Raw genomic sequence first — 25,344 nt, 5'->3', positions numbered from 1 at the left:
CGATGAACATCACCGAGCTGTCGATCCGCCGACCGGTCACCACGATCATGCTGTTCGTGTCGATGGTGGTGATCGGCCTGATCGCCTCGTTCCGGCTGCCGCTGGAAGCCGAGCCCGAGGCGACCATCCCGTTCTTCTTCGTCTCGCTGCCGTACCCGGGCTCCACGCCGGAGGAAGTCGAGCGCAACGTGCTGCGCCCGGTGGAGGAAGCGCTGGCGACGATGTCCGGCATCAAGTCGATGAACTCGCGCGCCAACGCCGAGGGCGGCCAGATCCAGGTCGAGTTCAGCGACTGGAGCCGCGACATCGCCATCGCCGCGTCCGAGGCGCGCGAGCGCATCGACGCGGTCCGCGACCAGCTGCCGGACGACTTCCGTCGCTATTACGTGCAGCGCTGGACCACCAGCGACCGCGAGGCGATGAGCCTGCGCCTGACCAGCGACGAGGACCTCACCGCGCGCGCGGACCTGATCGAGCGCAGCATCAAGCAGCGCCTGGAGCGCCTGCCCGGCGTGGCCCGGGTGGAGGTGGAGGGGGTGGCGGCGCAGGAAGTGCTGATCGCGCTCGACAAGGACCGGCTCAGTGCGCACGGGGTGGCGTTGAACGAGCTGGTGCAGCGGCTGCAGGCGGCGAACTTCGCGGTCTCCGCCGGCCAGATCACCGAGTCCGGGCAGCGCCTGCGGGTGCAGCCCCGGGGCGAACTGCAGGCCATCCAGGAACTTCGCGACCTGCGCCTGGACGATCGCGGCACGCGGCTGTCAGACATCGCCGATGTCGGCCTGCAGCCGCAGCGCATGAGCTACGTGCGCCAGCTCGAGGGCCGGCCCAGCGTCGGCGTGGACATCTACAAGGAGCGCGCGGCCAACCTGGTGGACCTCTCGCGCGCCGTGCGCGACGAGATCAAGGTGCTGGAACAGGATCCGTCGATGCGCGGGGTCGGCATCGAGATCACCGACGACCAGGGCGAGGCGGTCACCGGGTCGCTCCTGGCGCTGGCCGAGGCCGGCGGCATCGGCCTGGCGCTGTCGATCATCGTGCTGTACGCGTTCCTGCGGCACTGGCCGTCGACGCTGATGGTGACCACGGCGATCCCGATCTGCTTCATCATGACCCTGGGCTTCATGTACTTCACCGGCATCTCGCTCAACATCATCTCGATGATGGGCCTGCTGCTGGCGGTGGGCATGCTGGTGGACAACGCCGTGGTGGTGGTGGAGAGCATCTACCAGGAGCGGGAGAAATACCCCGACCAGCCGACGCTGTCGTCGATCATCGGCACGCGCCACGTGGCGATCGCGCTGTCGGCCGGCACCCTGTGCCACTGCGTGGTGTTCCTGCCGATGCTGTTCGGCGAGAACAACATCATCACCATCTACCTCTCGCAGCTGGCGGTGACGATCTCGGTCTCGCTGCTGGCGTCGTGGCTGGTGGCGGTGAGCCTGATTCCGATGCTGTCGGCGCGGATGAAGACGCCGCCGGCGCTGAAGTCGCCGCTGATCAATGCCATGCAGCGGCGCTATGCGCAGCTGCTGCGCTGGACGCTGGAGCACCGCGGCTGGAGCGTGGCCGGCATCCTGGCGATCTCGCTCGTCAGCGTCTATCCGATGATGAACACCAAGGGCAGCGGCGACGACGGCGACCCGAGTTCGATCAACATCTACTACCAGTGGAAGGGCGCCTATTCCAAGGAGGACATGGGGCGCGAGGTGGCGCGGGTGGAGGAGTTCGTCAACGCCAACCGCGAACGGTTCCGCATCGAGAAGGTCTACAGCCGCTATAGCGAGCAGGGCTGGGCGTTCACCCGCCTGTTCCTGGACGTGAAGGACCGCGAGATCACCAAGGGTATCGAGGAACAGGTGCGCGAGGGGTTGCCCAAGTCGGCGCGGGCGACCATCGGCATCGGCTGGCCTGGCGGCCTCGGCAGCCAGGGGCAGGGCGTGAGCTTCAGCCTGATCGGGGATTCCACCCAGGTGCTGGAGGAATTGGCGGCCGACGTCGTGCCGCTGCTCAACCGCAATCCTTCGCTGCGCGATGCGCGCGTGGACACCGGCGACGCCAACACCGAACTGTCGGTGCGCGTCGATCGCCAGCGCGCCGCCGCGTACGGCTTCAGCGCGCAGGACGTGGCCCAGTTCGTGGGCATGGCGCTGCGCGGGTCGTCGTTGCGCGACTTTCACCGCGAAGACGTCGAGATCCCGGTCAACGTGCGCTTCTCGGGATCGGAGCACTACGGCATCGAGGACCTGTCCACCTTCATGGTCCGCTCGCCGGGCGGCATCGAGGTGCCGCTGCTGGCGATGGTCGACGTGAGCGTGAACCCGGCCTCCACCTCCATCCAGCGAATGAACCGCCAGACCATGCTGAAGATCGAGGCCGGCGTCGCCCAGGACGTGTCGGTGGAGGACGCGCGCAAGGCGATCGAAACCACGCTGGACGGCCTGGAGTTTCCGCCGGGCTACGGCTACACCTTCACCGGCATGGGCTTCAACATCAACTTCGACGGCATGCAGCAGATGGTGCAGTCGATCATCATCGCCCTGGTGCTGATGCTGGTGATCATGGCCGCGGTGTTCGAGTCGCTGCTGTTCCCGACCGCGATCATGTCCTGCGTGCTGTTCTCGATCTTCGGCGTGTACTGGCTGTTCTGGATCACCGGGACCGAGATGAACATCATGGCGGTGATCGGCATCCTGGTGCTGATGGGCGTGGTGGTGAACAACGGCATCGTGATGATCGAGCACATCAACAACCTGCGCCGGCGCGGGATGCCGCGCACCGACGCGCTGGTGGAAGGCAGCCGCGAGCGCCTGCGCCCGATCATGATGACCATGGGCACGGCGATCCTGGCGATGATCCCGATCGCGCTCAACACCGACACGCCGCAGGGCATGCCGCCGTACCACCCGATGGCCCGCGCCATCGCGGGTGGCCTGGCGTTCTCGACCGTGGTCAGCCTGCTGTTCTTGCCGACGATCTACGCGTTGCTCGACGACCTGCGCAACGGTACCGCGCGGCTGGTGCGGCGCGCGCGGACGCCGCGCGCAGCCGCGTCCGCTCCCGCAATCGCCGCCCCCGAGGGCTGAGGCCGGCAACGTCGCCCGGGCGGCACGCGCCGCCCGGCACTGCCCTTCCGGGAGGGACTCGCATGTCCGACGCGCTGATCGAGATCGCCCTGCACATGGCCGTGGTGCTGGCGCTGGCGCTGCCGGTCGCGCTCGCGCTGCGCGGCCGCACCTCCGTCGGTTGGCTCGCCACCGCGCTCGGTCTGATGCTGCTGCGCGATGCGCTGGTGCTGCGCGGCTACGGGGTGGTCCCCGACCTGTTCCCCGGCAGCGACTGGAACTGGACCGGCAAGCTGCTGGCGACGGCAGGTCTGCTGGCGGTGGCGGCGCTGCCGGCGTTCGGCCTGCGCCGCTGCGGCGTCGCCCTGCAGCAGGCGCGCGGTTCCACGGTGGCCTGGGGCGTATTCGCTGCGGTCGCGCTGCTGATCCTGGCGCTCGCCATATCCGGGCGCGACGGCGCCGACGATCTCGACACGATTGCGTTCCAGTGGACGATGCCCGGGATCGAGGAGGAACTGTTCTACCGCGGCGTGCTGCTGCTGGCGCTGCAGCGGGCGCTCGATGGCGGCGACACGCCGACGCGATTCGCCGGCATCGGCTGGGGTGGAGTGCTTGCCAGCGTCGCCTTCGGTCTTGGCCACGCGCTGCCCTGGCGCGACGGTGCGGCGTCCTTCGACGCGACGGCCTTCGCCCTGACCGGCGGGCCGGCGCTCCTGATCGCCTGGTTCCGCGCCCGCACCCGCAGTCTGGTGCTGCCGGTGCTGGCCCATAACACCGCCAACGGCGTGTCGACGCTGTTCTGATGCGTGCGCAGACGCGTCGACGCCTGCTGGCGCTTCCGGCTGCCGCCGTGGCGGTGGCCATCGCGGCGTTCGCACTGGCCGTCGCCTGGCCCGAGCCGCAGCTGGCGGTACCGCAGGCTTCGGATTTCGCAATCCGCGGGGTGGCGATCGTCGATGTGGAGGCCGGCGCGCTGCGGTCCGGCCGGACGGTGGTGGTGCGCGATGGCCGCATCGTGTCGGTCGCTGCGGACGGCGTGGTCACGCTGCCCCCGGGGCTTGCGGTCATCGACGGTCGCGGCCTGTTCGCCATGCCCGGCCTGTGGGACATGCATGCGCACCTGTATGCCGTCGCGCCGCTGCTGGACCTGCCGTTGCATGTCGCGCACGGGGTACTGAACGTGCGCGACATGATGGGCTGCCCCGTCGAGGGCGACCCGTTCATCGCCTGCGCACGCGACAAGCGGCGCTGGAGCGCGGAGGCGGTCGCCGGCCTGCGGGTCGCGCCGCGACTGGTCGAGACCAGCAGCTTCATGGCCAATGGTCCAGGGATGGCGGCGCGCATCGGCGGCGCGCCCGGCTATTTCGATGTCGCGACGCCCGCACAGGCGCGTGAGTTCGCGCGGCACTTCGCAGGATCGGTCGATGCCATCAAGGTCTACGACCGGATCCCGCGCGAGGCCTACCTGGCGCTGTCCGCCGAAGCCCGGCGCCGGGGCCTGCCTCTGGTCGGCCATCGGCCGCACGCGGTCGCCGCGGTCGAAGCCGCCCGACACCAGCGCAGCCTGGAGCATGCGCGGTTCCTGATCCACGAATCGTTCGACGGCGCGCCCACACTGCGCGCGCAGGCCGGCACGCGGGCCTGGCGGGAGGACCGGCGCGCGATGGTGGACCGGCACGATCCTTCGCGCGCAGACGCGATCCTGAACGCGATGCGCGACGCGGGCACCTACTACGTGCCGACGCATCTGACCCGCTGGGCCGATGCATGGGCCGACCGTCCGGAGGTGCGCAATGACCCCCACCTGCGCTACGTGCACCCGCTGCTGCAATGGCAGTGGCGCGAGGACCTCGACGCCACCCTGGCCGAAGACCCGGGCGCTGAGGCGCGCCGCGCATACCGCGATTTCCATGCGCTGGGGCTGTCGCTGACCAGGCGCGCGCACGAGGCCGGCGTCGAGGTCATGGTCGGCACCGACTACCTGGTGCCGGGCGTCGACGTGCACCGCGAACTGGCGATGTTCGTGGAGGCGGGGCTGACCCCGGCCCAGGCCTTGCGCGCGGCGACCGTGGTGCCGGCGCGGTACGTCGGCCGCAGCGAGGCGTACGGAACGGTGGCGAATGGGAAGGTCGCCGATCTCGTCCTGCTGGAGGCGGACCCGTTGCAGGACATCCGCAACACGCGGCGGATCCGCACGGTGGTGTTCGGTGGCGCGCTGTACGACCGCGCGATGCTCGACCGGATCGACGCGCACGTGGCGCGCAATGCGCGCAGCTGGCGCATCGGTGCCAAGATCGTATGGCGCTTCCTGCGCCAGCCCGCCGCCTACTGAGGCGGACGGCTCAGCCGAACAGCCGTGCCAGCATGCGCGCGCCGCCGGTCCACACGCCGATCGCGGTGCCCAGCGAGGTCAGGAAGAAGTTCACCAGCACCCGCGCCACCCGGTTGCGCCACCAGCCGCGCCAGGTGTTGACGTCCTCGCGCAGGGCCATGAAATCGGCGTGCGTGGGCTTGCGGACCCAGGCTTCGATCACGGCGCTGACCGTCCCGGACGCCAGCGCCGGGTGCAGCGGCGTGAAGGGCGAGGCGACGAACGCGCCGAGGATGCTGAGCGGATGTCCTCCCGCCAGCAGACAGCCCAGCGCGCCCAGGCCCCCGGTCCACAGCACCCAGTAGGCGAGCAGGTCGGCGCCGACGTCGAACCCGCCGCTCGCGAAGCCCCAGGCGAAGCCGCCGAGCAGGAACGCCGCGATCGACAGCTCCATCACCGGCAGCCGCGACTTCGGCTTCACCGTCTCCAGCGCCGCGGCGATCCCGCCGGGCGCGGCCTGCTCCTCGCGCAGGTGTCGCGCCAGCCCGTCGAGATGGCCGGCGCCGACCACGGCGAGCACTTCGCGCGCGCCGGCGGGCGTCTCGCGCAGGCGCGCGGCCATGTAGCGGTCGCGTTCGGCGATCAGCGCTTCGTAGAGCGCCGGCGTCTGTTCGGCGAACTCGCTGAAGCTGGCCTGCAGCATGTCGCCCTGCTTGAGCTTTTCGATGTCGTGCTCGGCGACCTCCTCGTCCACGACCAGGCCGGCGAGGATGCCGCCGCCGAGCTTGGCGCGCTGCCACCAGCCCAGGCCCTGCATGGCGCGGCGGAGGGTCAGGCCCACGTCGCGGTCGATCAGGCGCACCGGCAGCGCGCGGGCGCGCGCGTCGTCCACCGCGGCCTTGAGTTCCGCGCCGGGTTCGATGCCCAGCTGTTCGGCGAGCCGGCGCTGGTAGCTGGCCAGCGCAAGGTTGGCGGCGAACAGCGGCGTCTTGCCTTCGCGCAGCACCTTGACCAGGTCGAGGTCGGCGAGCGATCCCGGGTCGCTGATCGCGCGCAGGCGCTGTTCGTCGAGCTCGACCGCGACCGCATCGAAGTCGCCGCTGGCGATCGCCTCGCGCACGGCATCGACGCTGGCGCGCGAAACGTGCGCGGTGCCGAGCAGGGTGTAGCGCACGCCGTCGCGCTCGACGACGACATGAGGCTGCGCGCGCCAGTCGGCGGCCGGAGGGGCAGGTTGGTCCAAGGGAAGATCCGCGTACGGGGAACGGGCGCGGGCAGGCGCCGGCGGCGCCGGCATCCGGCGCCGACAGGTTAGAGCGTCGCCTGCCGCAGGGAAAGGCGAGCCTTGCCAGACGGCGGGGACGGTTCAGCGCGCGGCGGGCCGCGCCAGCCCGCAGCCGGCATAGGCAAGGTCGAGCTCGCCGCGGGCATCGGCGGGCGTGGTGCGCGGCGCCGCTCCGCGTCCGGCCGAGACGAAGCCCGCGACGCGTGCGACCACGTCCGGATCGCGCAGCACGCGCCGGTGGCCGAGCTCGGAGGTGTCGACGCGTTCGCTGCGCGGCCATGCCGTCGCCACCGCGGCGCCGTGCTGCCACGGCACGTCGCGGTCATCCCGGTCGTGCACCACCAGCAGCGGCGGCAGTGCGCGTCGCTGGACGAGGCCGGGAATGTCGAAGTCGGTCCACGGGCGTTCGAAGCGGGAGGCCACCTGGTCGCGGAACCGCGCGATGACCTCGGCGCTGGCGCCGATCGCGCGCCCGAATGGCGTGATCGCCTGCGAGGGCAGCGCGAACGGTGCGATGAATGCGATCCGTCGCGGCCCGGTCCAGCCGTCGCGCAGTGCCAGCGCGGCCGCCGTGCAGCCGCCCGAATGCGCGACCAGTCCAGCCACTTCATCCTGCGCCGCGGCGACGATGCGCAAGGCGTCGGCGATCTCCAGCATGCTCACGCGCCGCCCGCCCAGGCGACTTTCGCCGGAGGCGCCGTGCGCGGGCGCGTCCAGCGCCACCACGCGCATGCCGCGCGCCAGCAGCGGCGCGATCAGCGCATGCATCTGACCGGCGTGGCCGCCCCAGCCATGCAGCAGCATGACGGTGGGTCCGCGCCCCCATGCCCAGGCGCGCACGTGCTGCCCATGGACGCGGTAGTCCTGCTCCTCGCCCCGCGCCAGCCATGCGGCTGCCTCCGGACGCGGTTGGGTCCGGGGCGCCGTGAACCAGATCCGGTCGAACAGGTCGGCCGCGGTCCCGGGCGCGACGCGCGACAGCAGCGCCATGGCCGCCCGCAACATCGCCACGCGCCCGCCGGAGCCGATCCAGGAGGCGTCGGTGGCCGCGTCGGCCGTCTCCCCGGCAGCGTCTCGGTGTTCCGGTACAGGAAGCTCGGTCCCGGTATCCTGCGGTGTAGAAGAACGAACGGTCGTGCTATTTTCAGCGTGTAACGCGTCCATGGCGGGACCTCGGGCGTGGCTCAGGGGGTGGGGGCGTAGCTGCGCAGCAGCCGGTCGAAGGCGCGGAAGCCGCGCGCGACCGCGCCGTCGTAGCCGGTCAGGCCGGCATCGTGGTGGATCGCCAGCGCGATCGCGTAGAGTTCGAACGCGACCTGGTCGGGCTCGGTGTCGGCGGTCAGTTCGCCGCTGTCGATCGCCAGTTGCACCGCGCGCGCGAGCTGGTCGCGCCAGTCGGATTCCTGCTGCAGCACCCGGTCGCGGATCGGTCCGGGCCGGTCGTCGTATTCGCTGGCGGCTGCGAGAAACAGGCAGCCGCCATCATCCTCATGGCGGACCCATTCGGCCCAGTTGGCGAAGATCGCGCGCAGCCGCGGCAGCCCTCGCTTCTCGCGCAGCGCCGGCACCAGCACGTCGCGGATGAACAGCTCGCCGCCCAGGTCCAGCGTGGCCAGCTGCAGGTCCTCGCGCGATCCGAAGTGCGCGAACACGCCGCTCTTGGACATGCCGACCTGCTCGGCGACGGCCCCGATGGTGAGGCCCTCGAGCCCGTTCACGCAGGCCAGCGCATAGGAACGCGCGAGGATCGCCTCGCGCGTGGTGGCACCCTTCGTGGGGGAGGGCGTCATCAGCACGCCCCCATAAAAGCACGACCGTTCGTTCTGGTCAAGGCGTCGACCCGACCAGGTCCGGCGGTGGAGTGCTCGTCCCGTCTCCGAGCGCCCGCTGCATGAACACCGTATCCAGCCAGCGCCCGTGCTTCCAGGCGATGCCGGGCATGGTGCCCGTGTGCTCGAAGCCGAACCGCGCGTGCAGGCCGATGGAGGCGTTGTTGGTGGGTTCCCCGATCACCGCGATCATCTGCCGGTATCCCCGCGCGGTGCAGGCCTCGATCAGCGCCGCGAGCAAGGCGGCACCGATGCCATGCCCCTGCTGATCGGCGGCCACGTAGACCGAGTTCTCGACCGTGAACCGGTACCCCAGCCGCGCGCGGAAGCTTCCGGCATAGGCATAGCCGGCCACGCGGCCGTCGTACTCGGCCACCAGGTAGGGAAACCCGTCGGCGAGCAGCGCGCGCATCCGCCGCCGCATCTCGTCCACGTCGGGCACGTCGTATTCGTAGGTGTTGACGCGCTGACGCACTTCGTCGGCATAGATCTCCGCGATCGCCGGCATGTCGGCGTCGCGGACCTCGCGGATTATCGGGAGCATGGGGGCGGTCGGGTGGGCGTCAGTCGAGGTAGCGCTTGAGCAGGCCGTCGTAGGCGTCGATGCGGCGGTCGCGCAGGAACGGCCAGATCCGACGCACCTGCTCGCTGCGGGCCAGATCGACCTCGGCCAGCAGCACCTGCGGCTCGCCGCCGGCCTCGGCCAGGAATTCGCCCTGCGGACCGAGCACGTGGCTGTTGCCCCAGAAGTCGATCCCGGCCGCGCCGATCGGCGAGGGCTCGTGGCCAACCCGGTTGCACGAGAGCACCGGCACGCCGTTGGCCACCGCATGGCCGCGGTGGCTGAGGATCCAGGCATCGCGCTGGCGCTGCTTCTCGGCGTCCTCGTCGCCCGGATCCCAGCCGATCGCGGTCGGGTAGAGCAGCAGCTCCGCGCCGGCCAGAGACATCAGCCGCGCGCCCTCCGGATACCACTGGTCCCAGCACACCAGCACGCCGAGGCGCCCGACCGAGGTATCGATCGGCTGGAAGCCGAGATCGCCCGGGGTGAAGTAGAACTTCTCGTAGAAGCCCGGGTCGTCGGGAATGTGCATCTTGCGGTACTTGCCCACAACGCGGCCGTCGGCCTCCAGCACCACCGCGGTGTTGTGGTACAGCCCCGCGGCGCGGCGCTCGAACAGCGAGGCCACCAGCACCACGCCATGCCGCTTCGCCAGCCGGCCCAGCCGTTCGGTGCTGGGGCCGGGCACGGGTTCGGCCAGATCGAATTCGGCCACCGACTCGTGCTGGCAGAAGTAGCAGCCGTTGTGCAGTTCCTGCAGCAGCACCAGGCGCGCGCCGGCGCGCGCGGCCTCGGCGACGCGCGCCTCGATGACGGCGAGATTTGCGTCGGCATCGCCGTGGTTGCGTTCCTGGACCAGGGCGACGGGGAGGGTGGTCTTCTTCATCATGCCTTCGCGCTGCGGGAGCGTGCGGATTGTAGGGCCTGCGGCGCCGGCAGCGCGCGAAGGCGCACCGCTAGAGCCGGTCGGCCAGGGCGATGATGTCGGCCGCGAACGCGCCGTAGTTGTCCTGCGGCGCGCGGTGGTCGTCCCGGCGGCGGATCTGGCGCACGGCCACCACGTCCTTGTCGGGCACCAGCACGATGTACTGCCCCAGGTAGCCGTCGGCGCGGTATGCGGCCACCGGTCCACGCCGGTTGTCGAACAGGGCGTCGAAGCCCAGCCCGCGCTGGCGGATCTCGCGCCCGTAGACCTCGTTCCAGTCCGGCCCCAGCGCGGCGGCGATCGCCTCGAGCACCGCATCGCGGCTGTCGAAACGCCGTCCATCCAGCGTGGACAGGGCATCGACCACGGCGGCGGGCACGCCTGCCTCGCGCAGACGCGCCGGGGCCTCCGCGCGCCATGCGAAGGTTTCCCAGGTCGGCGTGCGCCACCACAGCAGGCCGACCTGCTCGCTGCGCGCGCCGGGCGCGAACAGCGTGTCGGCGAAGCCCTGCGGCAGCAGCCGGGTGCCGTCGGGCGCGACGCCGTCGTCGAGCAGCAGCCGCCCGAGCCTGGCGGCATCGCGCGCGGTGAGCGGCAGTCCCGCCATCGCCCAGGGGTGCCCGGCGGCGTCCTTGTGCCACTCGCCCGGCGTGATGGAGAGCGGGGCGAACAGCCTGCGCTGGAGGTAGGTATCCATGGGTTCCCCGCTCGCGCGCTCGATGACGCCCGCGAGCAGGTTGGTGGCCTTGTTGTTGTAGGCGAACGCTTCGCCCGGGGCGGTGTCCAGTTCGGCGGCGAGCGCGAGCTGCAGCACATCCGGCGCCGGCTCGATCTCGGCGCCGGCATTTGGGTGGTTCTGCAGTCCGGACGTGTGGTCCATCAGCATGCGCACGGTGATGTCGCGCTTGCGGCCCTGCGCCCACTCCGGATAGAAGCGGTGCACCGGCGTGTCGAGCGACTCAAGGTGCCCGTCGGCGAGCAGCAGGCCGATCGCGATCGCGACCACCGATTTGGTCGCCGACATCAGTTCGATCGGCGAGCGGTCGTCGTCCGCATAGTGTTCCAGCAACACCTTGTCGCCGTGTATGACCAGCACCGCGTCGCTGTGGCTCGCGCGCGCGGCGCGTTCGATCGTCTGCAGCTGAGCCTCTGTCGCCGGCGCGGCGCTTGCGGAGGCGGCCGCCGACAGGGCGAGGACAGAGGCGAACAGGAAAAAGCGTTTCATCGGCCACCGGGGGCGCGTCTTCGGAACGCGTACGATGCCAGCGGACGCGGTCGAGACCATGTGTCGCCGGTCATGCGACGCGATCGCCCGCCTGCGCATCCCGCGGGACGCGTGTCGCAGCGCTCAGGCGTCGAAGAGGTCGGCGCGGATCGAGCCGGCGGGCAGCTGCATGGTGATGCAGTGCAGGCTGCCGTTCTGCCAAATCAGCGGGCGACAGGGCACCTGCACGATCTCGCGGTCGGGGAACGCGGCCTGCATCACGGCAGCGGCCCGGTCGTCGGCCGGGTCCCCGTACGCGGGCATCAGCACCGCGCCGTTGACGATCAGGAAATTGGCGTAGCTCGCGGCCAGCCGGCGGCCGTCGTCGACGATCGGCCGGGCCCACGGCAGCGGAAACAGCCGGTAGGGCGCGCCGTCGGGCGTGCGCAATGCGGCGAGTTCCGCGGCCATCTCCTGCAGTTCGGCGTGATGGCTGTCGCCGGCATCGTCGCAGGCCTGGAACACGATCGCATCCGGCGCGGCGAACCGCGCCAGCGTGTCGATGTGCGCGTCGGTGTCGTCGCCTTCGAGGTAGCCGTGGTCGAGCCACAGCACGCGGTCCTGGGCGAGCCAGCCCGACAGCCGCTCGGTCAACTGCGCGCGGCTTACCCCGGGATGCCGCTCGGACAGGCAGCGCCAGGTGGTGAGCAGGGTGCCGGCGCCGTCGGTCTCGATCGCACCGCCCTCCAGGGCGAAGTCGATCGGTTGGCGCGTTCCGTCGGGAAACAGGCCCGTCGCATGCAGGCCCTCGACCAGGCGGTCGTCGCGGCTCGCGCCGTACTTGCCGCCCCAGCCGGTGAAGCGGAAATCGAGCAGGTCGAATCCGTCGGCGTTGCGCAGCGTGATCGGGCCGGTGTCGCGCAGCCAGGTGTCGTCGTAGGGCAGTTCGACGAAGCGGACCCGGCCCATCTCCACCCGCGCCGAGGACAGGCGCGCCCGGGCGTAGGCCTCGACGTCGGCATCGGACACGCACACGAGCACCGGCTCGAAGCGCGTGATCGCGGCCACGAGCGCGATGTAGGTGTCCTCGACCTCGGCCAGGCGCGCGGCCCAGTCGGTGTCGGCGGTCGGCCACGCGATCAGCACCGCGGACTGGGGCTCCCACTCCGCGGGGAATCGCGCTGTCGCTTCGCTCATCGTGCGGCGGGGTTACCGGATCGCCGGCCTGGGGCCGACTTCCGAGGCGGTGGCCTGGTTGAGCACGGCATCGATGACGCGGTCGCGTTCGAAGTAGACCGTGAAGGCCGGGTAGACCCAGCGGTTGATCGTCGGCCACTGGCGCTTCTGGCCGCCGCGCGGATCCAGGCGCTCGGTCGGCGCGCCGAACCGCGCCTGGACCTGGGCGGTGGTCATCCCGCGCTCGGGCAGGGCGACGTGCGCCTTGTGCTGGGCGCGCTCGACCAGCAGGGTGTCGGCGGATGCGGCGCCCGCGGCGCACAACAGCATGGCGGACAGGGCGAGGCTCGGGATCAGGCGCATGGTCGTGGCTCCGTCAGGGCGTTCGGTCAGGGCGGGATCGGCGAAGGGGTTGTAGCAGATTCGGCAACGCGCCGCCGTGTCGGCCGCGGCGGAAACGCCAGGGCCACGCGGCAGCCGGCCTTGGCCTGGGCATGCCAAAGGGGCCGCATCGCTGCGGCCCCCGATCTCGTGCGACCGCCCGGTTCCGGCATGCCGGAACGCGGGCTCCGCGCTCAGCGCTGGCGCGCCTTGAAACGCGGGTTCGACTTGCAGATCACGAAGACCTTGCCACGGCGACGGACGACCTTGCAGTCGCGGTGACGGGCCTTCGCCGACTTCAGGGAGGACAGGACCTTCATGACAGACCTCGGAAACGGGTTGGAAACGGACAGGCGGAAAACGAAGCCGCGCATTATAGCGGTGTTTTCCCCGGCGATTCAAGCGCTTGTCCGTACCTGCCCCCGGCGCCGGCGCCGGCAGCGTCCGTGCAGGATAATCAGCGGTTCCCCCCGCAGCAGGTCCCGCGCATGTCCGATCCCGTCCCCGTGCTCACCATCGACGGTCCATCCGGCTCGGGCAAGGGCACGATCAGCCGACTGGTCGCCCGACGCCTGGGCTGGCACTACCTGGATTCGGGCGCGCTCTACCGGGCGGTGGGGGTGGCGGCCGGGTGGGCGGATCTCGACCTGGACGATGCCGGCGCGCTGGTGCGCTGCACCTTCGATACCGAGATCGGCTTCCGCGAGGGCGATGGCGGGGAGCTGCGGGTGCTGGTCAACGGCCACGACGCGACCGACGAGCTGCGCACGGAGACCGCCGGCGCCGCCGCTTCGGCGATCGCCGCCATCCCCGAGGTACGGGCCGCGCTCAAGGACCGCCAGCGGGCGTTCCGCAGGGCGCCGGGGCTGGTGGCGGACGGTCGCGACATGGGCACGGTGATCTTCCCCGACGCCCCCTACAAGGTGTTCCTGACCGCGAGCGCGGCCGAGCGTGCCGAGAGGCGCTATAAACAGTTGAAGGACAAGGGGGTTTCGGTCACAATGGACGGTCTGCTGCGCGAGATCCTCGCGCGCGACGCCCGTGACGCCAGTCGCACGGTGGCGCCGCTGCGGCCGGCCGAGGGGGCCGTCCACATCGATACCACCGGCCTCGGCATCGACGCGGTGGTCGAGCGCGTGCTGGCCGTCGTGGCGCCCTGACCGCAGGCTCCGTGCCTGCGGACGCGTGTCCTCCACGTCCGACGTGGCCGGTCACCCTCGGGCGCCGCTGCCCCGGGCATCGAACGAAGCAGACACCAGCCCCGCGCGGGAAGTTCCCGTGCGGATCGATCCACCACAACACTCACGGCCATACGCACTCCCGCGCAGGCCGACAACGGGTGGACCGCGGCGCCCGCAGCCCGGGTGCGCGGTCTGTGTCATCAACCGAGATATTCCAAATGACCGAATCATTCGCAGAACTGTTCGAAGCCAGCCAGAACAACCTGGCCAAGCTCAAGCCCGGTGCCATCGTCACCGGCGTCGTGGTGCAGGTGCGCACCGACGTCGTGGTGATCAACGCCGGCCTGAAGTCGGAAGGCATCGTGCCGATCGAGCAGTTCCGTAACGACGCCGGCGAGATCGACGTCGCGGAAGGCGACACCGTCAAGGTGGCGCTGGACTCGCTCGAGAACGGCTTCGGCGAGACCGTGCTGTCGCGCGAGAAGGCCAAGCGCGCCATGGTGTGGGACGAACTCGAGGAAGCGCTCGAGAAGAACGAGACCATCACCGGCCGCATCAGCGGCAAGGTCAAGGGCGGCTTCACCGTCGACATCAAGGACGTCCGCGCGTTCCTGCCCGGTTCCCTGGTCGACGTGCGCCCGGTCCGCGACCCGGTGTACCTGGAAGGCAAGGAACTCGAGTTCAAGCTGATCAAGCTCGACCGCAAGCGCAACAACGTCGTCGTCTCGCGCCGCGCGGTGGTCGAGAGCGAGCACTCGGAAGAGCGCGAGCAGCTGATGGAGAAGCTGGTCGAGGGCGCCGTGCTCAAGGGCGTGGTCAAGAACCTGACCGATTACGGCGCGTTCGTGGACCTGGGCGGCATCGACGGCCTGCTGCACATCACCGACATGGCCTGGAAGCGCGTGCGCCATCCGTCCGAAGTCGTGGAAGTGGGCCAGGAACTCGAAGTTCGCGTGCTCAAGTACGACCGCGAGCGCAACCGCGTCAGCTTGGGCCTGAAGCAGCTGGGCGAGGATCCGTGGGACAACATCGCCCGCCGCTACCCGTCCAACACCCGCGTGTTCGGCAAGGTCTCCAACGTCACCGACTACGGCGCGTTCGTCGAGATCGAGCCGGGCGTCGAAGGCCTGGTGCACGTGTCCGAGATGGACTGGACCAACAAGAACGTCAACCCGTCCAAGGTGGTGCAGGTCGGTGACGAGCTCGAGGTCATGGTGCTCGACGTGGACGAGGAGCGTCGCCGCATCTCGCTGGGCATCAAGCAGGTCACCAGCAACCCGTGGGAGACCTTCGCCGCGATCCACAAGAAGGGCGACAAGGTCGAGGGCCAGATCAAGTCGATCACCGACTTCGGCATCTTCATCGGCCTGGACGGCGGCATCGACGGCCTGATCCACCTGTCGGACATCAGCTGGAACTCGACCGGCGAGGAAGTGGCTCGCAACTTCAAGAAGGGCGACACCATGGAAGCGGTGGTGCTGGCGGTCGATCCGGAGCGCGAGCGCATCTCGCTGGGTGTCAAGCAGCTCGAGCAGGATCCTTACGGGCAGTTCCTCGCCAACCACCCGCGCGGCTCGAAGGTCAGCGGTACGGTGAAGGAAGTCGACGCCAAGGGTGCGGTCATCGACCTGGGTGACGGCGTGGAAGGCTACGTGGCCGCGCGCGACGTCGCCGACGTGCGCGTGGACGACGCGAGCCAGCACCTGAAGGTGGGCGACTCGGTCGAGGCCAAGTACGTCGGCCAGGACCGCAAGAGCCGCACGCTGCAGCTGTCGATCCGCGCCAAGGACGAAGCCGAGGCCGCCGAGACCCTGGCCGAGTACAACAAGGTCGCGGCCGAAGCCTCCAGCGGCACCACCAAGCTGGGCGCGCTGCTGCGCGAACAGCTGGAAAACAAGTCCGAGTAAGTGGACTTGCGGCTCCAGCCGCAGGCGCCCGGCCCGCACGGCCCGGCGCCTGCGACGGTGGACGGCCCGGCACCACGCCGGGCCGCCGCCAGGGCTTTCACGGGCGCGTCGACGATGACCAAATCGGAACTGATCGAGATCCTCACCCAGCGGCAGGCCCACCTGAAGGCCGATGACGTCGACCTGGCGGTGAAGTCGCTGCTGGAGATGATGGCCGGCTCGCTGTCCCAGGGGGACCGGATCGAGATCCGCGGCTTCGGCAGTTTCTCCCTGCATTTCCGGCCGCCGCGCACCGGCCGCAATCCCAAGACCGGCGACGCGGTCGCGCTGCCGGGCAAGCATGTCCCCCATTTCAAGCCCGGCAAGGAGCTGCGCGAGCGGGTGACCGCCGTCATTCCGTTGCCGGCAGAGGAGTAGGGCGCCTCCGCGCCCTCAGCGCGATGCGGCCGTTGCGGATCCTCGTCGCCCTCGTGTTCGCCGCGGCGGGCCTGGTGCTCGGCGCCCTCAACCCGCAGCGTGTCACCCTGGACCTCGGCGTCGCCGGGCTGGACGCGAGCCTGGGCGTGATGCTGCTGGCCGCGCTGCTGCTCGGCGCGCTGGGCGCGGGCCTGGCGATGGCGCTGGGCGTGGTGCTCCCGCTGCGCCGGCAGCTGCAGCGCGCGCGCACGGCCGGGTCCGCGGCTGCGCCGCACCTTCCCCCCGATTCCGGAGCCTGATCCATGGCGTTCGTCACCGAGTGGTTCTGGTTCTTCCTGCTGCTGCCGCTGGCCGCCCTGAGCGGCTGGGTGATCGGCCGGCGCGGTGGAGAACGCCACAGCGATACCCAGGTCAGCCGCCTGTCCACCACGTATTTCCGCGGCCTCAACTACCTGCTCAACGAGCAGCCGGACAAGGCGATCGAGCTGTTCCTGCACATCGCCGAGCTGGACAAGGAAACCTTCGAGACCCAGCTCGCACTCGGGCATCTGTTCCGGCGCCGCGGCGAGGTCGACCGCGCCATCCGCCTGCACCAGGGGCTGGCCCAGCGCTCGGACCTGAGCGACCAGCAGAAGGTGCTGGCGCTGCTGGCCCTGGGCGAGGACTACATGAAGTCGGGCCTGCTCGACCGTGCCGAGGTGGTGTTCACCGACCTGGCCCGGATCGACCAGCGCGCGCCGCAGGCGCTCAAGCACCTGATCGGCATCTACGAGGCCGAGCGCGACTGGGCCAAGGCGATCGAGAACGCGACCCGCTTCGAGGCCGCGACCGGCGAGCCGATGGGCCGGCTGATCGCGCAGTTCGAATGCGAACTCGCCGACCGGCTGCGGCTGGCCGGCGACGCCGCAGGCGCGCGCGCCGCGGTCGCCCGGGCCTACGCCGCCGACTCGACGTCGGTGCGCGCGGGCATCCTGGAGGGCCGGCTGGAGATCGACGCCGGCAACGATGCCGCCGCCATCCGCGCCTACGAGCGCGCCGCGCGCCACGACACCGACTTCCTGCCCGAAGTGCTGCCGGCGCTGCTGGCCGCGTACGAGCGGGTGGGGGACGCCTCCGGCGCGCGCAAGTTCCTGGCCGAGATGAGCGAGCACTACCGTGGCATCGCACCGGTGCTCGCGCTGACGCGCCTGGTCGAGGCGCAGGATGGCGTGCATGCGGCGCGCGGTTACCTGGCCCAGCAGCTCAAGGACCGGCCCTCGGTGCGGGGCGAGGCCGCCCTGATCGACCTGACCCTGGCCGAGAACACCGAACTGGCCGCGACCCTGCAGGACCTGCGCCTGATCACCGAGCAGTTGCTGGTGCGCAATCCGAGCTACCGCTGCAACCGCTGCGGCTTCGGCGCGCGCAGTCATCACTGGCAGTGCCCCAGTTGCAAGGAGTGGGGGACCATCAAGCCGCTGCTCAACTACGCCGTCGTCTGATGGCGCCGTCGGCGCTGCTAGCCATCTGGCTGCTGGCGGGAATCGCGCTCGGGGCGGCCGGAACGGCGATGGCGCGGGCGTATGCCCTGCACAGGCGGCTGATCGACCTGCCCGGCGAGCGCAGGAGCCACCGCATCGCCACCCCCCGGGGCGGCGGGATCTCGACCGTGCTCGTGTTGCTGCTCGCGCTGGCGGCCCTCGCCATCGCCCGGCCCGGGACCCTGCCCGCATGCCTGCTGGCCGGCGCGGGACTGGCCCTGGTCGCCGGCATCGGATGGATCGACGATCACCGGCCGCTCCCGGCCTGGCCCAGGCTGGCGGTACACGCGGTCGCGGGAGGGCTGCTGGCGGCGGCGCTGTGGATGCAGGGCGGGGGACCGCCGGACCTGGTGGTCGCCTGCGTCGCGACGGTCGTCCTGGTGAATGTCTGGAACTTCATGGACGGGATCGACGGCATCGCGGCCGGACAGGCGCTGGTGGTGGCATTGGCATGGTCGCTGTACGCCGGGGCGGGCCCGGTGCTGTGGATCGGGCTGGCGCTCACGGCCGCGCTGGTGGGCTTCCTGCCGTTCAACTTCCCGCGCGCGCGCATCTTCCTCGGCGACGTCGGCAGCGGCGCGATCGGCTATGCGCTGGCGGCGCTGCTGGCCCTGGGCGTCATGGGCGAACCGACATGCGCGCGACTTCCCTGGATACTGCCGCTGCTGCCGTTCCTTCTTGACGCCTCCTTGACGCTGATCTCGCGCATGGTGGCGGGCGAGGCATGGTGGCGGCCGCACGTGCAGCATGCCTACCAGGCGTGGTCGCGTGCGCTCGGCGCGCACGCACCGGTCACGCTGGCGTATGCGGGGGCCGCCGTCGTGGCGTCCGTTGCAATGTTTGTAGTGCGTTCAGGGAGTTCCACGCTTATCATGTCGACTTGCTTGACGTTCCTGTTGGCGGGGGGGCTGGCATGGAAGCGACTTCGCGGAAGACGCGCGGGCATCGACACGGACAGCCTCACTGACGGGAAGCGCTGAACATGCTCAAGTGGAAGGATCGGGCCAGCATGGCGATGCCGCGGCTGGCGGTGGTCGCGCACGACCTGGCCATGGTGTGGCTGTGCTGGTCGGCGCTGCACCATTTCCGCTACGCGATGCTGCCGATGTTCCCGGCGCCACCGCTGGCGTCGGCCGAGACCCTGCTGGTGCTCGGCGCCCAGGGCGCGGTCTTCTGGCAGGTGGGCCTGTACCGCGGCGTGTGGCGGTTCGCCAGCCTGCCCGACCTGGTCAACATCCTCAAGGCCGCGCTGATCGGGCTGGTCGCGATCATGCTGGTCCTGTTCGCGTTCGACCGGCGGCTCGACCAGGTGCCGCGGTCGATGTTGCTGCTGTATCCACTCCTGCTGACCGCGCTGCTGGGCATGCCGCGGCTGCTGTACCGCGCCTTCAAGGATCACCAGATCGCGCGGACCGACCAGGCCGCGCTGCGTGTGCTCATCCTCGGCGCCGGACAGGCAGGCGAGACGCTGGTACGCGACCTGCGCCGGGCCGGCGCCTATATTCCGGTGGGCTTCCTGGATGACGCCGCCAAGCTGCGCGGCAGCCGCCTGCAGGGCATCCCGGTCCTTGGCCGGGTCGAGGACGTCGCCCGGATCGCCCCGGAAACCGCCGCGCAGCTGCTGGTGATCGCCATGCCCTCCGTGGACGCGGCCACGATGCGCAGGGTCGTGGCCCAGTGCGAGCGCACCGGGTTGCCGTTCCGGACGGTACCGCGGCTCGACGACATGCTCGAGGGTCGCTCGCTGCCGGGCGAACTCAAGGAAGTGGCGATCGAGGACCTGCTCGGCCGCAAGCCGGTGACGCCCGACTGGAAGGCGATCCGCGGCTGGCTGGGCGGGCGCAGCGTGTTGGTGACGGGCGCGGGGGGGTCGATCGGGGGCGAGCTGTGCCGCCAGTGCGCCCGCCATGGGGCCGCGTGCATCGCGCTGGTTGAAATCGACGAACTCGCGCTGATCAAGACCGAATCCGAACTGCGTCGCGACTTTCCCCAGATCCGCTGCATCCCCGTGCTGGGCGACTGCGGCGATGCCGCGGTCATGCGCCACGCACTGGGCCTGTCGAGCCCGGACGCGGTCTTCCATGCCGCCGCGTACAAGCAGGTGCCGGTGCTCGAGGGGCAGCTGCGTGAGGCGGTCCGCAACAACGTCCTCGCCACCGAGGTCGTGGCGCGGGAGTCGGCCGCGGCGAAGGTGGGCACGTTCGTCCTGATCTCCACGGACAAGGCGGTCGACCCGGTCAACGTGCTCGGGGCGACCAAGCGCCTGGCCGAGATGGTCTGCCAGGCGATGGCCGAACCGGAAGGCACGCACTTCGTCACGGTGCGCTTCGGCAACGTGCTCGACTCGGCCGGCAGCGTGGTGCCGCTGTTCCGCGAGCAGATCCGCTCCGGCGGTCCGGTCACCGTGACCGACCCCGAGGTGACGCGCTACTTCATGACCATCCCCGAGGCCTGCCTGCTGATCATGCAGTCGGTGGCGATCGGTTCGCGCGAGGCCATCTACACGCTCGACATGGGCGAACCGGTTCCGATCCGCCTGCTGGCCGAACAGATGATCCGCCTGGCCGGCAAGCAGCCCGAACGCGACGTGGCGATCGTCTACACCGGCCTCAGGCCTGGCGAGAAGCTGCACGAAACCCTGTTCCATGCCGACGAGCGCTACCGCCCGACCGTGCACCCGAAGATCCTCCAGGCCGAGGCCCGGTCGGTGTCGCGCGACAAGCTGCAGCCCGCGCTGGTGCGGCTGCGCGATGCGGTGACCGTGTTCGACACCGACGAGCTCGCCCGCCTCCTGCGCGAGACGCTGCCCGAATTCCGCCCGGCAGTCGTGGCCCCGGAGCGCGAGACCGCGGGCACGGTGGTCGCATTCCCCGCTAGACAGGCACGCAAGACATGACCCAACGCATTCGCAAGGCCGTGTTCCCGGTCGCAGGACTGGGAACCAGGTTCCTGCCTGCCACCAAGACCGTTCCCAAGGAGATGCTGCCGATCGTCGATCGCCCGCTGATCCAGTACGCGGTGGACGAGGCGGTCGAGGCCGGTTGCGACACCCTGGTGTTCATCACCAACCGCTACAAGCACGCCGTCGCCGATTACTTCGACAAGGCCTACGAGCTCGAGCAGAAGCTGGAGAAGGCCGGCAAGCACGAACAGCTGGAGGTCGTGCGCCACGTCCTGCCGCAGGGCGTGCAGGCGGTGTTCGTCACCCAGGCCGAGGCGCTGGGCCTGGGGCACGCGGTGCTGTGCGCGAAGGCGGTGGTGGGCGACGAGCCGTTCGCGGTGCTGCTGCCCGACGACCTGATCTGGAACCGCAACGGCGACGGCGCGCTCAAGCAGATGGCCGACCACGCCCAGGCGCATGGCGTGGGCGCGATCGCGGTGCAGGACGTGCCGCGCGAGCAGACCGCGAGTTACGGCATCGTCGAGACCGGGGACTTCAATGACCGCAGCGGTGCGATCCGCCGCATGGTCGAGAAGCCCAAGCCGGAGGATGCGCCGAGCACCCTGGCCGTCGTCGGGCGCTACATCCTGCCCGGGGCGATCTTCGAGCATCTGGAGAAGACCGGCCGCGGCGCGGGCGGCGAGATCCAGCTGACCGATGCGATCGCCAGCCTGCTGGGCGAGCAGCAGATCGATGCCTACCGGTTCCGCGGCACCCGCTTCGACTGCGGCACCCACATCGGCCTGGTCGAGGCGACGATCCGCTTCGCGCTCGACCACGAGAAGATCAGCGACGCGGCGCGCGACGCGATGGCGAAGGCGCTGCTTGAGCTGGGCGTCACCGAGCTCAGTTGAGGGCGGGGTCGCACCGTGGATCCAGGAACGGCGCCTGCAGGCGCCGTTCCTGTTCGTGGCGAGCAATGGCCGATCGCGATCCCAAGGGATGCGTCGGCGGGGCAGTGCGTTTGGCGATGACGGAAACGGCGCCCGAAGGCGCCGTTCCCCGGTAACGCTGGAGGGCAGAGGTCAGAGCGCCTCGAAGATCCCCGCCGCGCCCATGCCGGTGCCGATGCACATCGTCACCATGCCGTACTTCTGCTTCCGGCGACGCAGGCCGTGCACGATGGTCGCGGTCCGGACCGCGCCAGTCGCGCCGAGGGGATGGCCGAGCGCAATGGCGCCGCCCAGCGGGTTGACCTTCGACGGATCCAGTTCCGAATCGCGGATGACCGCCAGCGCCTGCGCGGCGAATGCCTCGTTGAGCTCGATCCAGTCCAACTGGTCCTTCGACAGACCCGCCTGCTTCAGCGCCTTGGGGATCGCCGCGATCGGGCCGATGCCCATCACCTCCGGGCGGACGCCGGCCACGGAAAAACTGACGAAGCGGGCGAGCGGCGTCAGCCCGTAGTCCTTGATCGCCTGCTCCGAGGCCAGCAGCACCGCGCCGGCGCCGTCGCTCATCTGCGAGGAGTTGCCGGCGGTGACCGAGCCGCCGAACTGGCCGTTGCGGAACACCGTGCGCAGCTTCGCCAGGCCCTCGGCGGAGGTGTCGGCGCGCGGCCCTTCGTCGTGTTCGACCAGCAGCTTCCGTAGCCGGATCGTGTTGGCGGCCAGGTCGGGCTGGTGCGAGACCACCTCGTAGGGCGTGATCTCGTCCGCGAACTCGCCGGCCGCCTGCGCCGCCAGCGCCTTCTGGTGGGAGGCGAGGGCGAACGCGTCCTGGTCCTCGCGCGAGACCTTCCACTCCTCGGCCACCTTCTCTGCGGTAATGCCCATGCCGTAGGCGATGGCCACGTGGTCGTCCTTGAACACGGACGGCGACAGTGCGACCTTGTTGCCCATCATCGGCACCATCGACATCGACTCGGTGCCGCCGGCCAGCATCAGCTCGGCGTTGCCGAGGCGGATCTGGTCGGCCGCCAGCGCCACGGCCTGCAGGCCGGACGAGCAGAACCGGTTGATGGTCTGGGCCGCGACCGTATCGGGCAGGCCGGCCAGCAGCACGCCGATGCGGGCCACGTTCATCCCCTGCTCGCCCTCGGGCATGGCACAGCCGATGATGGCGTCGTCGATGCGCGAGGTGTCGATGCCGGGCGCCTGCGCGACCACGCTGCGCAGCACGTGCGCGAGCATGTCGTCGGGACGGGTGTTGCGGAACACGCCCTTGGGCGCCTTGCCCACCGGGGTGCGGGTGGCGGCGACGATGTAGGCGTCCTGTACTTGCTTGGTCATGTCTGGGTTCCTGTGTCGTCGTCGGTCAGTTGCGCAGCGGCTTGCCGGTCTTGAGCATGTGCGCGATGCGCGCCTGGGTCTTCTCCTGCTGCGCCAGTTCGACGAAATGCCTGCGTTCGAGTTTCAGCAGCCACGCTTCGTCCACCAGCGCGCCGCGGTCGACCTCGCCGCCGCACAGCACGGTGGCGATACGGGTCGCGATCTCGTCGTCGTACTCGCTGATGAACCGGCCTTCGAGCATGTTCACCAGCAGCATGCGGAAGGTGGCGATGCCGACGTCGCCGGCGACCCGGATGCGCCGCGCCGGCAGCGGCGGGCGATGGCCGGCCTCGGCCAGCCCGCGCGCCTCGGCCCGGGCGATGTGCAGCAGCTCGTAGGCGTTGAACGCGATCCTGTCGCCCGCGCGCAGCAGCCCCAGTTCCTTCGCTTCCATCGCGGAGGTGGACACCTTGGCCATCGCGACCGTCTCGAAGGTCTTCTTCAGTTCGGCGAACACGTCGCCGCCGGGACCCGCGGCCTCGGAGGCGCGCAGCGCGATTTCCTTCAGGCCGCCGCCCGCGGGCAGCAGGCCGACGCCGGCTTCCACCAAGCCCAGATAACTCTCCAAATGGGCGACGGTGCGCGCGCTGTGCATCTGGAACTCGCAGCCACCGCCGAGCGCCAGTCCGCGCACGGCCGCGACCACCGGCACCAGCGAATACTTGATGCGCTGGCTGGTGGCCTGGAAGTTGGCCACCATCGCCTCGAACGCGTCGACCTTGCCGGCCTGCAGCAGCCCCAGCGCGCCGGCGAGGTCGGCGCCGGCCGAGAAGGGCTCCTTCGGCTGCCAGATCACCAGGCCCGCGAACCGCTTCTCGGCGATGCCGATCGCTTCCTGCAGGCCGTCGAGCACCTGGTCGGAGACGGTGTGCATCTTGGTCTTGAACGAGACCACGCCGATGTCGTCGCCGTCCGTCCACAGGCGCACGCCGTCGTTCTCGAACACCGTGTCGCCCTGCGGGAAGGACTCGCCCAGCAGCGGATCGGGAAAGCGCTGGCGCTTGTAGACCGGCAGCGACGACCGGGGCAGCTTGGCATCCTGCTTCGGGCTGTAGCTGCCTTCGCCGGCGTGCACGCCTTCGCGGCCGTCGAAGACCCAGTCGGGCAGGGGGGCGCTGCTCATCGCTTCGCCGGCGACGATGTCGTCCGCGATCCACTGCGCCACCTGTTTCCAGCCGGCGGCCTGCCAGGTCTCGAACGGCCCCAGCGACCAGCCGTAGCCCCAGCGGATGGCGAGGTCCACGTCGCGCGCGGTTTCGGCGATGTCGGCCAGGTGGTAGGCGCTGTAGTGGAACAGGTCGCGGAACACCGCCCACAGGAACTTCGCCTGCGGGTGCTGGCTCCCGCGCAGCTGGCGGAACTTCTCCGCCGGGTCCTTCGTCTTCAGGATCGCGACCACCTCGTCGGCGGCCTTGCGGTCGGCCGGGCGGTAGTCCTGCTGCTCCAGGTCGAGCACCAGGATGTCCTTGCCGGCCTTGCGGAACACGCCGGCACCGGTCTTCTGGCCCAGCGCGCCCTTGTCGATCAGCCCTGCCAGCCAGCGCGGCGACTCGAAGTAGTCGTGCCACGGGTCGTCGGGCAGGGTGTCGGCCATGGTCTTGATGACGTGGGCCATGGTGTCCAGCCCGACGACGTCGGAGGTGCGGTAGGTCGCCGACTTGGGCCGGCCGATCAGCGGTCCGGTGAGGGCGTCGACCTCGTCGAAGCCGAGTCCGAAGGCCTCGGTGTGGTGGGCGGTGGCCAGGATCGAGAACACGCCGATCCGGTTGCCGATGAAGTTCGGGGTATCGCGCGCGTACACCACGCCCTTGCCCAGGGTGGTGGTGAGGAACGTCTCCAGGCCCTCGAGCACGGCCCGGTCGGTGGACTTCGCCGGGATCAGCTCGGCCAGGTGCATGTAGCGCGGCGGGTTGAAGAAATGCACGCCGCAGAACCGCGCGCGAAGTTCCTCCGGAAGAACGTCCGCCAAGGCATTGATTCCAAGGCCCGACGTGTTGCTCGCGAGGATGGCGTGGGCGGGCACGTGCGGCGCGATCCGGCGGTAGAGGTCCTGCTTCCAGTCCATCTTCTCGGCGATGGCCTCGATGATCAGGTCGCAGCTCTCCAGTTGCCCCAGCCCGGTGTCGTAGTTGGCCGGGACGATCGCCTCGGCCAGGGACCGGCTCGCGAGCGGCGCCGGGCTGAGCCTGGCGAGGTTGGCAACCGCCTTGTTGACCACGCCGTTGGGGTCGCCCTCCTTGGCCGGAAGGTCGAACAGCACGGTCTCGACGCCGGCGTTGGTCAGGTGGGCGGCGATCTGCGCGCCCATGACGCCGGCGCCAAGTACCGCGGCACGTCGTACAAGCAGTTTCTCAGCCATGTTCGGTATCCATC

22 protein-coding genes are annotated in these 25,344 nt (G+C 70.2%); 11 read left to right on the top strand and 11 right to left on the bottom strand.

All coding sequences use genetic code 11. The annotated features are described in order from the left end of the window. Window positions 1-2 precede the first annotated feature (2 nt). The 3 genes from QFW80_RS04465 (at window position 3) to QFW80_RS04455 (ending at window position 5,394) form a co-directional block, all read left to right on the top strand. A complete protein-coding gene (locus tag QFW80_RS04465; RefSeq protein ID WP_280600119.1) occupies window positions 3-3,083 on the top strand; it encodes an efflux RND transporter permease subunit in 3,081 nt (1,026 codons plus the stop codon). Between the two features lie 62 nt (window positions 3,084-3,145). Further along, window positions 3,146-3,865, top strand: coding sequence for a CPBP family intramembrane glutamic endopeptidase, BDIM_20840 family (locus tag QFW80_RS04460; RefSeq protein WP_280600118.1), 720 nt, complete (start codon window positions 3,146-3,148; stop codon window positions 3,863-3,865). Next, window positions 3,865-5,394, top strand: coding sequence for an amidohydrolase family protein (locus QFW80_RS04455; RefSeq protein ID WP_280600116.1), 1,530 nt, complete (start codon window positions 3,865-3,867; stop codon window positions 5,392-5,394). The genes QFW80_RS04460 and QFW80_RS04455 overlap by 1 nt, the downstream gene beginning before the upstream one ends. Before the next feature lie 10 nt (window positions 5,395-5,404). On the opposite strand, the gene QFW80_RS04450 is transcribed toward QFW80_RS04455, so the two are convergent. The 9 genes from QFW80_RS04450 to ykgO form a co-directional block, all read right to left on the bottom strand. Beyond that, window positions 5,405-6,616 (bottom strand): TraB/GumN family protein, encoded by a 1,212-nt coding sequence (locus tag QFW80_RS04450; RefSeq protein ID WP_280600114.1) that lies wholly within the window; start codon window positions 6,614-6,616, stop codon window positions 5,405-5,407. 123 nt (window positions 6,617-6,739) lie between these two features. Beyond that, a complete protein-coding gene (locus QFW80_RS04445) occupies window positions 6,740-7,663 on the bottom strand; it encodes an alpha/beta fold hydrolase (protein WP_280600615.1) in 924 nt (307 codons plus the stop codon). Between the two features lie 179 nt (window positions 7,664-7,842). Next, window positions 7,843-8,448 carry a TetR/AcrR family transcriptional regulator gene (locus QFW80_RS04440; RefSeq protein ID WP_280600112.1) on the bottom strand — a complete coding sequence of 202 codons (606 nt, stop codon included), beginning with the start codon at window positions 8,446-8,448 and terminating at the stop codon, window positions 7,843-7,845. Window positions 8,449-8,485: 37 nt separating this feature from the next. Further along, complete coding sequence (locus QFW80_RS04435) at window positions 8,486-9,031, bottom strand: GNAT family N-acetyltransferase (RefSeq protein WP_280600110.1); 546 nt, start codon at window positions 9,029-9,031, stop codon at window positions 8,486-8,488. A 19-nt stretch (window positions 9,032-9,050) separates the two neighbouring features. Beyond that, window positions 9,051-9,935 (bottom strand): carbon-nitrogen hydrolase, encoded by an 885-nt coding sequence (locus QFW80_RS04430; protein WP_280600613.1) that lies wholly within the window; start codon window positions 9,933-9,935, stop codon window positions 9,051-9,053. Between the two features lie 70 nt (window positions 9,936-10,005). After that, window positions 10,006-11,199, bottom strand: coding sequence for a serine hydrolase domain-containing protein (locus tag QFW80_RS04425; RefSeq protein WP_280600109.1), 1,194 nt, complete (start codon window positions 11,197-11,199; stop codon window positions 10,006-10,008). A gap of 123 nt (window positions 11,200-11,322) precedes the next feature. After that, a complete protein-coding gene (locus QFW80_RS04420) occupies window positions 11,323-12,375 on the bottom strand; it encodes an agmatine deiminase family protein (protein ID WP_280600107.1) in 1,053 nt (350 codons plus the stop codon). A 12-nt stretch (window positions 12,376-12,387) separates the two neighbouring features. After that, window positions 12,388-12,717 (bottom strand): hypothetical protein, encoded by a 330-nt coding sequence (locus QFW80_RS04415; protein WP_280600106.1) that lies wholly within the window; start codon window positions 12,715-12,717, stop codon window positions 12,388-12,390. A 212-nt stretch (window positions 12,718-12,929) separates the two neighbouring features. Then, window positions 12,930-13,055, bottom strand: coding sequence for a type B 50S ribosomal protein L36 (gene ykgO / locus QFW80_RS04410; RefSeq protein ID WP_010342887.1), 126 nt, complete (start codon window positions 13,053-13,055; stop codon window positions 12,930-12,932). A 168-nt stretch (window positions 13,056-13,223) separates the two neighbouring features. Here ykgO and cmk point away from each other — a divergent pair, with 168 nt between their 5' ends. The 8 genes from cmk (at window position 13,224) to galU (ending at window position 21,555) form a co-directional block, all read left to right on the top strand. Next, window positions 13,224-13,895 (top strand): (d)CMP kinase, encoded by a 672-nt coding sequence (gene cmk / locus QFW80_RS04405; protein WP_280600105.1) that lies wholly within the window; start codon window positions 13,224-13,226, stop codon window positions 13,893-13,895. A 239-nt stretch (window positions 13,896-14,134) separates the two neighbouring features. Continuing rightward, window positions 14,135-15,823: a 30S ribosomal protein S1 gene (gene rpsA / locus QFW80_RS04400; protein ID WP_280600104.1), complete on the top strand. Its 1,689-nt coding sequence runs from the start codon at window positions 14,135-14,137 to the stop codon at window positions 15,821-15,823. A gap of 114 nt (window positions 15,824-15,937) precedes the next feature. After that, a complete protein-coding gene (locus QFW80_RS04395) occupies window positions 15,938-16,240 on the top strand; it encodes an integration host factor subunit beta (RefSeq protein WP_280578344.1) in 303 nt (100 codons plus the stop codon). 32 nt (window positions 16,241-16,272) lie between these two features. Then, window positions 16,273-16,539, top strand: coding sequence for a lipopolysaccharide assembly protein LapA domain-containing protein (locus QFW80_RS04390; RefSeq protein WP_280600103.1), 267 nt, complete (start codon window positions 16,273-16,275; stop codon window positions 16,537-16,539). A 3-nt stretch (window positions 16,540-16,542) separates the two neighbouring features. Further along, window positions 16,543-17,721, top strand: coding sequence for a lipopolysaccharide assembly protein LapB (gene lapB, locus QFW80_RS04385; protein WP_280600101.1), 1,179 nt, complete (start codon window positions 16,543-16,545; stop codon window positions 17,719-17,721). Then, window positions 17,721-18,740, top strand: coding sequence for an MraY family glycosyltransferase (locus tag QFW80_RS04380; protein ID WP_280600100.1), 1,020 nt, complete (start codon window positions 17,721-17,723; stop codon window positions 18,738-18,740). The genes lapB and QFW80_RS04380 overlap by 1 nt, the downstream gene beginning before the upstream one ends. 2 nt (window positions 18,741-18,742) lie before the next feature. After that, on the top strand, window positions 18,743-20,656 hold the full coding sequence (locus QFW80_RS04375; protein WP_280600098.1) for a polysaccharide biosynthesis protein: 1,914 nt from the start codon (window positions 18,743-18,745) through the stop codon (window positions 20,654-20,656). Then, on the top strand, window positions 20,653-21,555 hold the full coding sequence (gene galU, locus QFW80_RS04370; RefSeq protein ID WP_280600096.1) for a UTP--glucose-1-phosphate uridylyltransferase GalU: 903 nt from the start codon (window positions 20,653-20,655) through the stop codon (window positions 21,553-21,555). The genes QFW80_RS04375 and galU overlap by 4 nt, the downstream gene beginning before the upstream one ends. Before the next feature lie 171 nt (window positions 21,556-21,726). Here galU and QFW80_RS04365 read toward each other — a convergent pair whose 3' ends face one another. Both QFW80_RS04365 and QFW80_RS04360 read right to left on the bottom strand, forming a co-directional pair. Further along, a complete protein-coding gene (locus tag QFW80_RS04365) occupies window positions 21,727-22,932 on the bottom strand; it encodes an acetyl-CoA C-acyltransferase (RefSeq protein ID WP_280600094.1) in 1,206 nt (401 codons plus the stop codon). 25 nt (window positions 22,933-22,957) lie between these two features. Then, window positions 22,958-25,330: a 3-hydroxyacyl-CoA dehydrogenase/enoyl-CoA hydratase family protein gene (locus tag QFW80_RS04360; protein ID WP_280600093.1), complete on the bottom strand. Its 2,373-nt coding sequence runs from the start codon at window positions 25,328-25,330 to the stop codon at window positions 22,958-22,960. Window positions 25,331-25,344: the final 14 nt, after the last annotated feature.

Origin of the sequence: Luteimonas rhizosphaericola (assembly GCF_029888045.1) — a bacterium.
Classification (GTDB): Bacteria; Pseudomonadota; Gammaproteobacteria; order Xanthomonadales; family Xanthomonadaceae; genus Luteimonas; species Luteimonas rhizosphaericola.
This window is presented reverse-complemented; position numbering and strand designations above follow the sequence as displayed.

Coding starts and splice junctions, on each gene's coding strand:
- QFW80_RS04440 (WP_280600112.1), bottom strand. CDS start 8,448: ATGACGCCCTCCCCCACGAAGGGTGCCACCACGCGCGAGGCGATCCTC.
- QFW80_RS04460 (WP_280600118.1), top strand. CDS start 3,146: ATGTCCGACGCGCTGATCGAGATCGCCCTGCACATGGCCGTGGTGCTG.
- QFW80_RS04430 (WP_280600613.1), bottom strand. CDS start 9,935: ATGAAGAAGACCACCCTCCCCGTCGCCCTGGTCCAGGAACGCAACCAC.
- QFW80_RS04360 (WP_280600093.1), bottom strand. CDS start 25,330: ATGGCTGAGAAACTGCTTGTACGACGTGCCGCGGTACTTGGCGCCGGC.
- QFW80_RS04465 (WP_280600119.1), top strand. CDS start 3: ATGAACATCACCGAGCTGTCGATCCGCCGACCGGTCACCACGATCATG.
- QFW80_RS04435 (WP_280600110.1), bottom strand. CDS start 9,031: ATGCTCCCGATAATCCGCGAGGTCCGCGACGCCGACATGCCGGCGATC.
- QFW80_RS04395 (WP_280578344.1), top strand. CDS start 15,938: ATGACCAAATCGGAACTGATCGAGATCCTCACCCAGCGGCAGGCCCAC.
- QFW80_RS04420 (WP_280600107.1), bottom strand. CDS start 12,375: ATGAGCGAAGCGACAGCGCGATTCCCCGCGGAGTGGGAGCCCCAGTCC.
- rpsA (WP_280600104.1), top strand. CDS start 14,135: ATGACCGAATCATTCGCAGAACTGTTCGAAGCCAGCCAGAACAACCTG.
- ykgO (WP_010342887.1), bottom strand. CDS start 13,055: ATGAAGGTCCTGTCCTCCCTGAAGTCGGCGAAGGCCCGTCACCGCGAC.
- QFW80_RS04415 (WP_280600106.1), bottom strand. CDS start 12,717: ATGCGCCTGATCCCGAGCCTCGCCCTGTCCGCCATGCTGTTGTGCGCC.
- QFW80_RS04425 (WP_280600109.1), bottom strand. CDS start 11,199: ATGAAACGCTTTTTCCTGTTCGCCTCTGTCCTCGCCCTGTCGGCGGCC.
- QFW80_RS04380 (WP_280600100.1), top strand. CDS start 17,721: ATGGCGCCGTCGGCGCTGCTAGCCATCTGGCTGCTGGCGGGAATCGCG.
- galU (WP_280600096.1), top strand. CDS start 20,653: ATGACCCAACGCATTCGCAAGGCCGTGTTCCCGGTCGCAGGACTGGGA.
- QFW80_RS04375 (WP_280600098.1), top strand. CDS start 18,743: ATGCTCAAGTGGAAGGATCGGGCCAGCATGGCGATGCCGCGGCTGGCG.
- cmk (WP_280600105.1), top strand. CDS start 13,224: ATGTCCGATCCCGTCCCCGTGCTCACCATCGACGGTCCATCCGGCTCG.
- QFW80_RS04455 (WP_280600116.1), top strand. CDS start 3,865: ATGCGTGCGCAGACGCGTCGACGCCTGCTGGCGCTTCCGGCTGCCGCC.
- QFW80_RS04445 (WP_280600615.1), bottom strand. CDS start 7,663: ATGTTGCGGGCGGCCATGGCGCTGCTGTCGCGCGTCGCGCCCGGGACC.
- lapB (WP_280600101.1), top strand. CDS start 16,543: ATGGCGTTCGTCACCGAGTGGTTCTGGTTCTTCCTGCTGCTGCCGCTG.
- QFW80_RS04365 (WP_280600094.1), bottom strand. CDS start 22,932: ATGACCAAGCAAGTACAGGACGCCTACATCGTCGCCGCCACCCGCACC.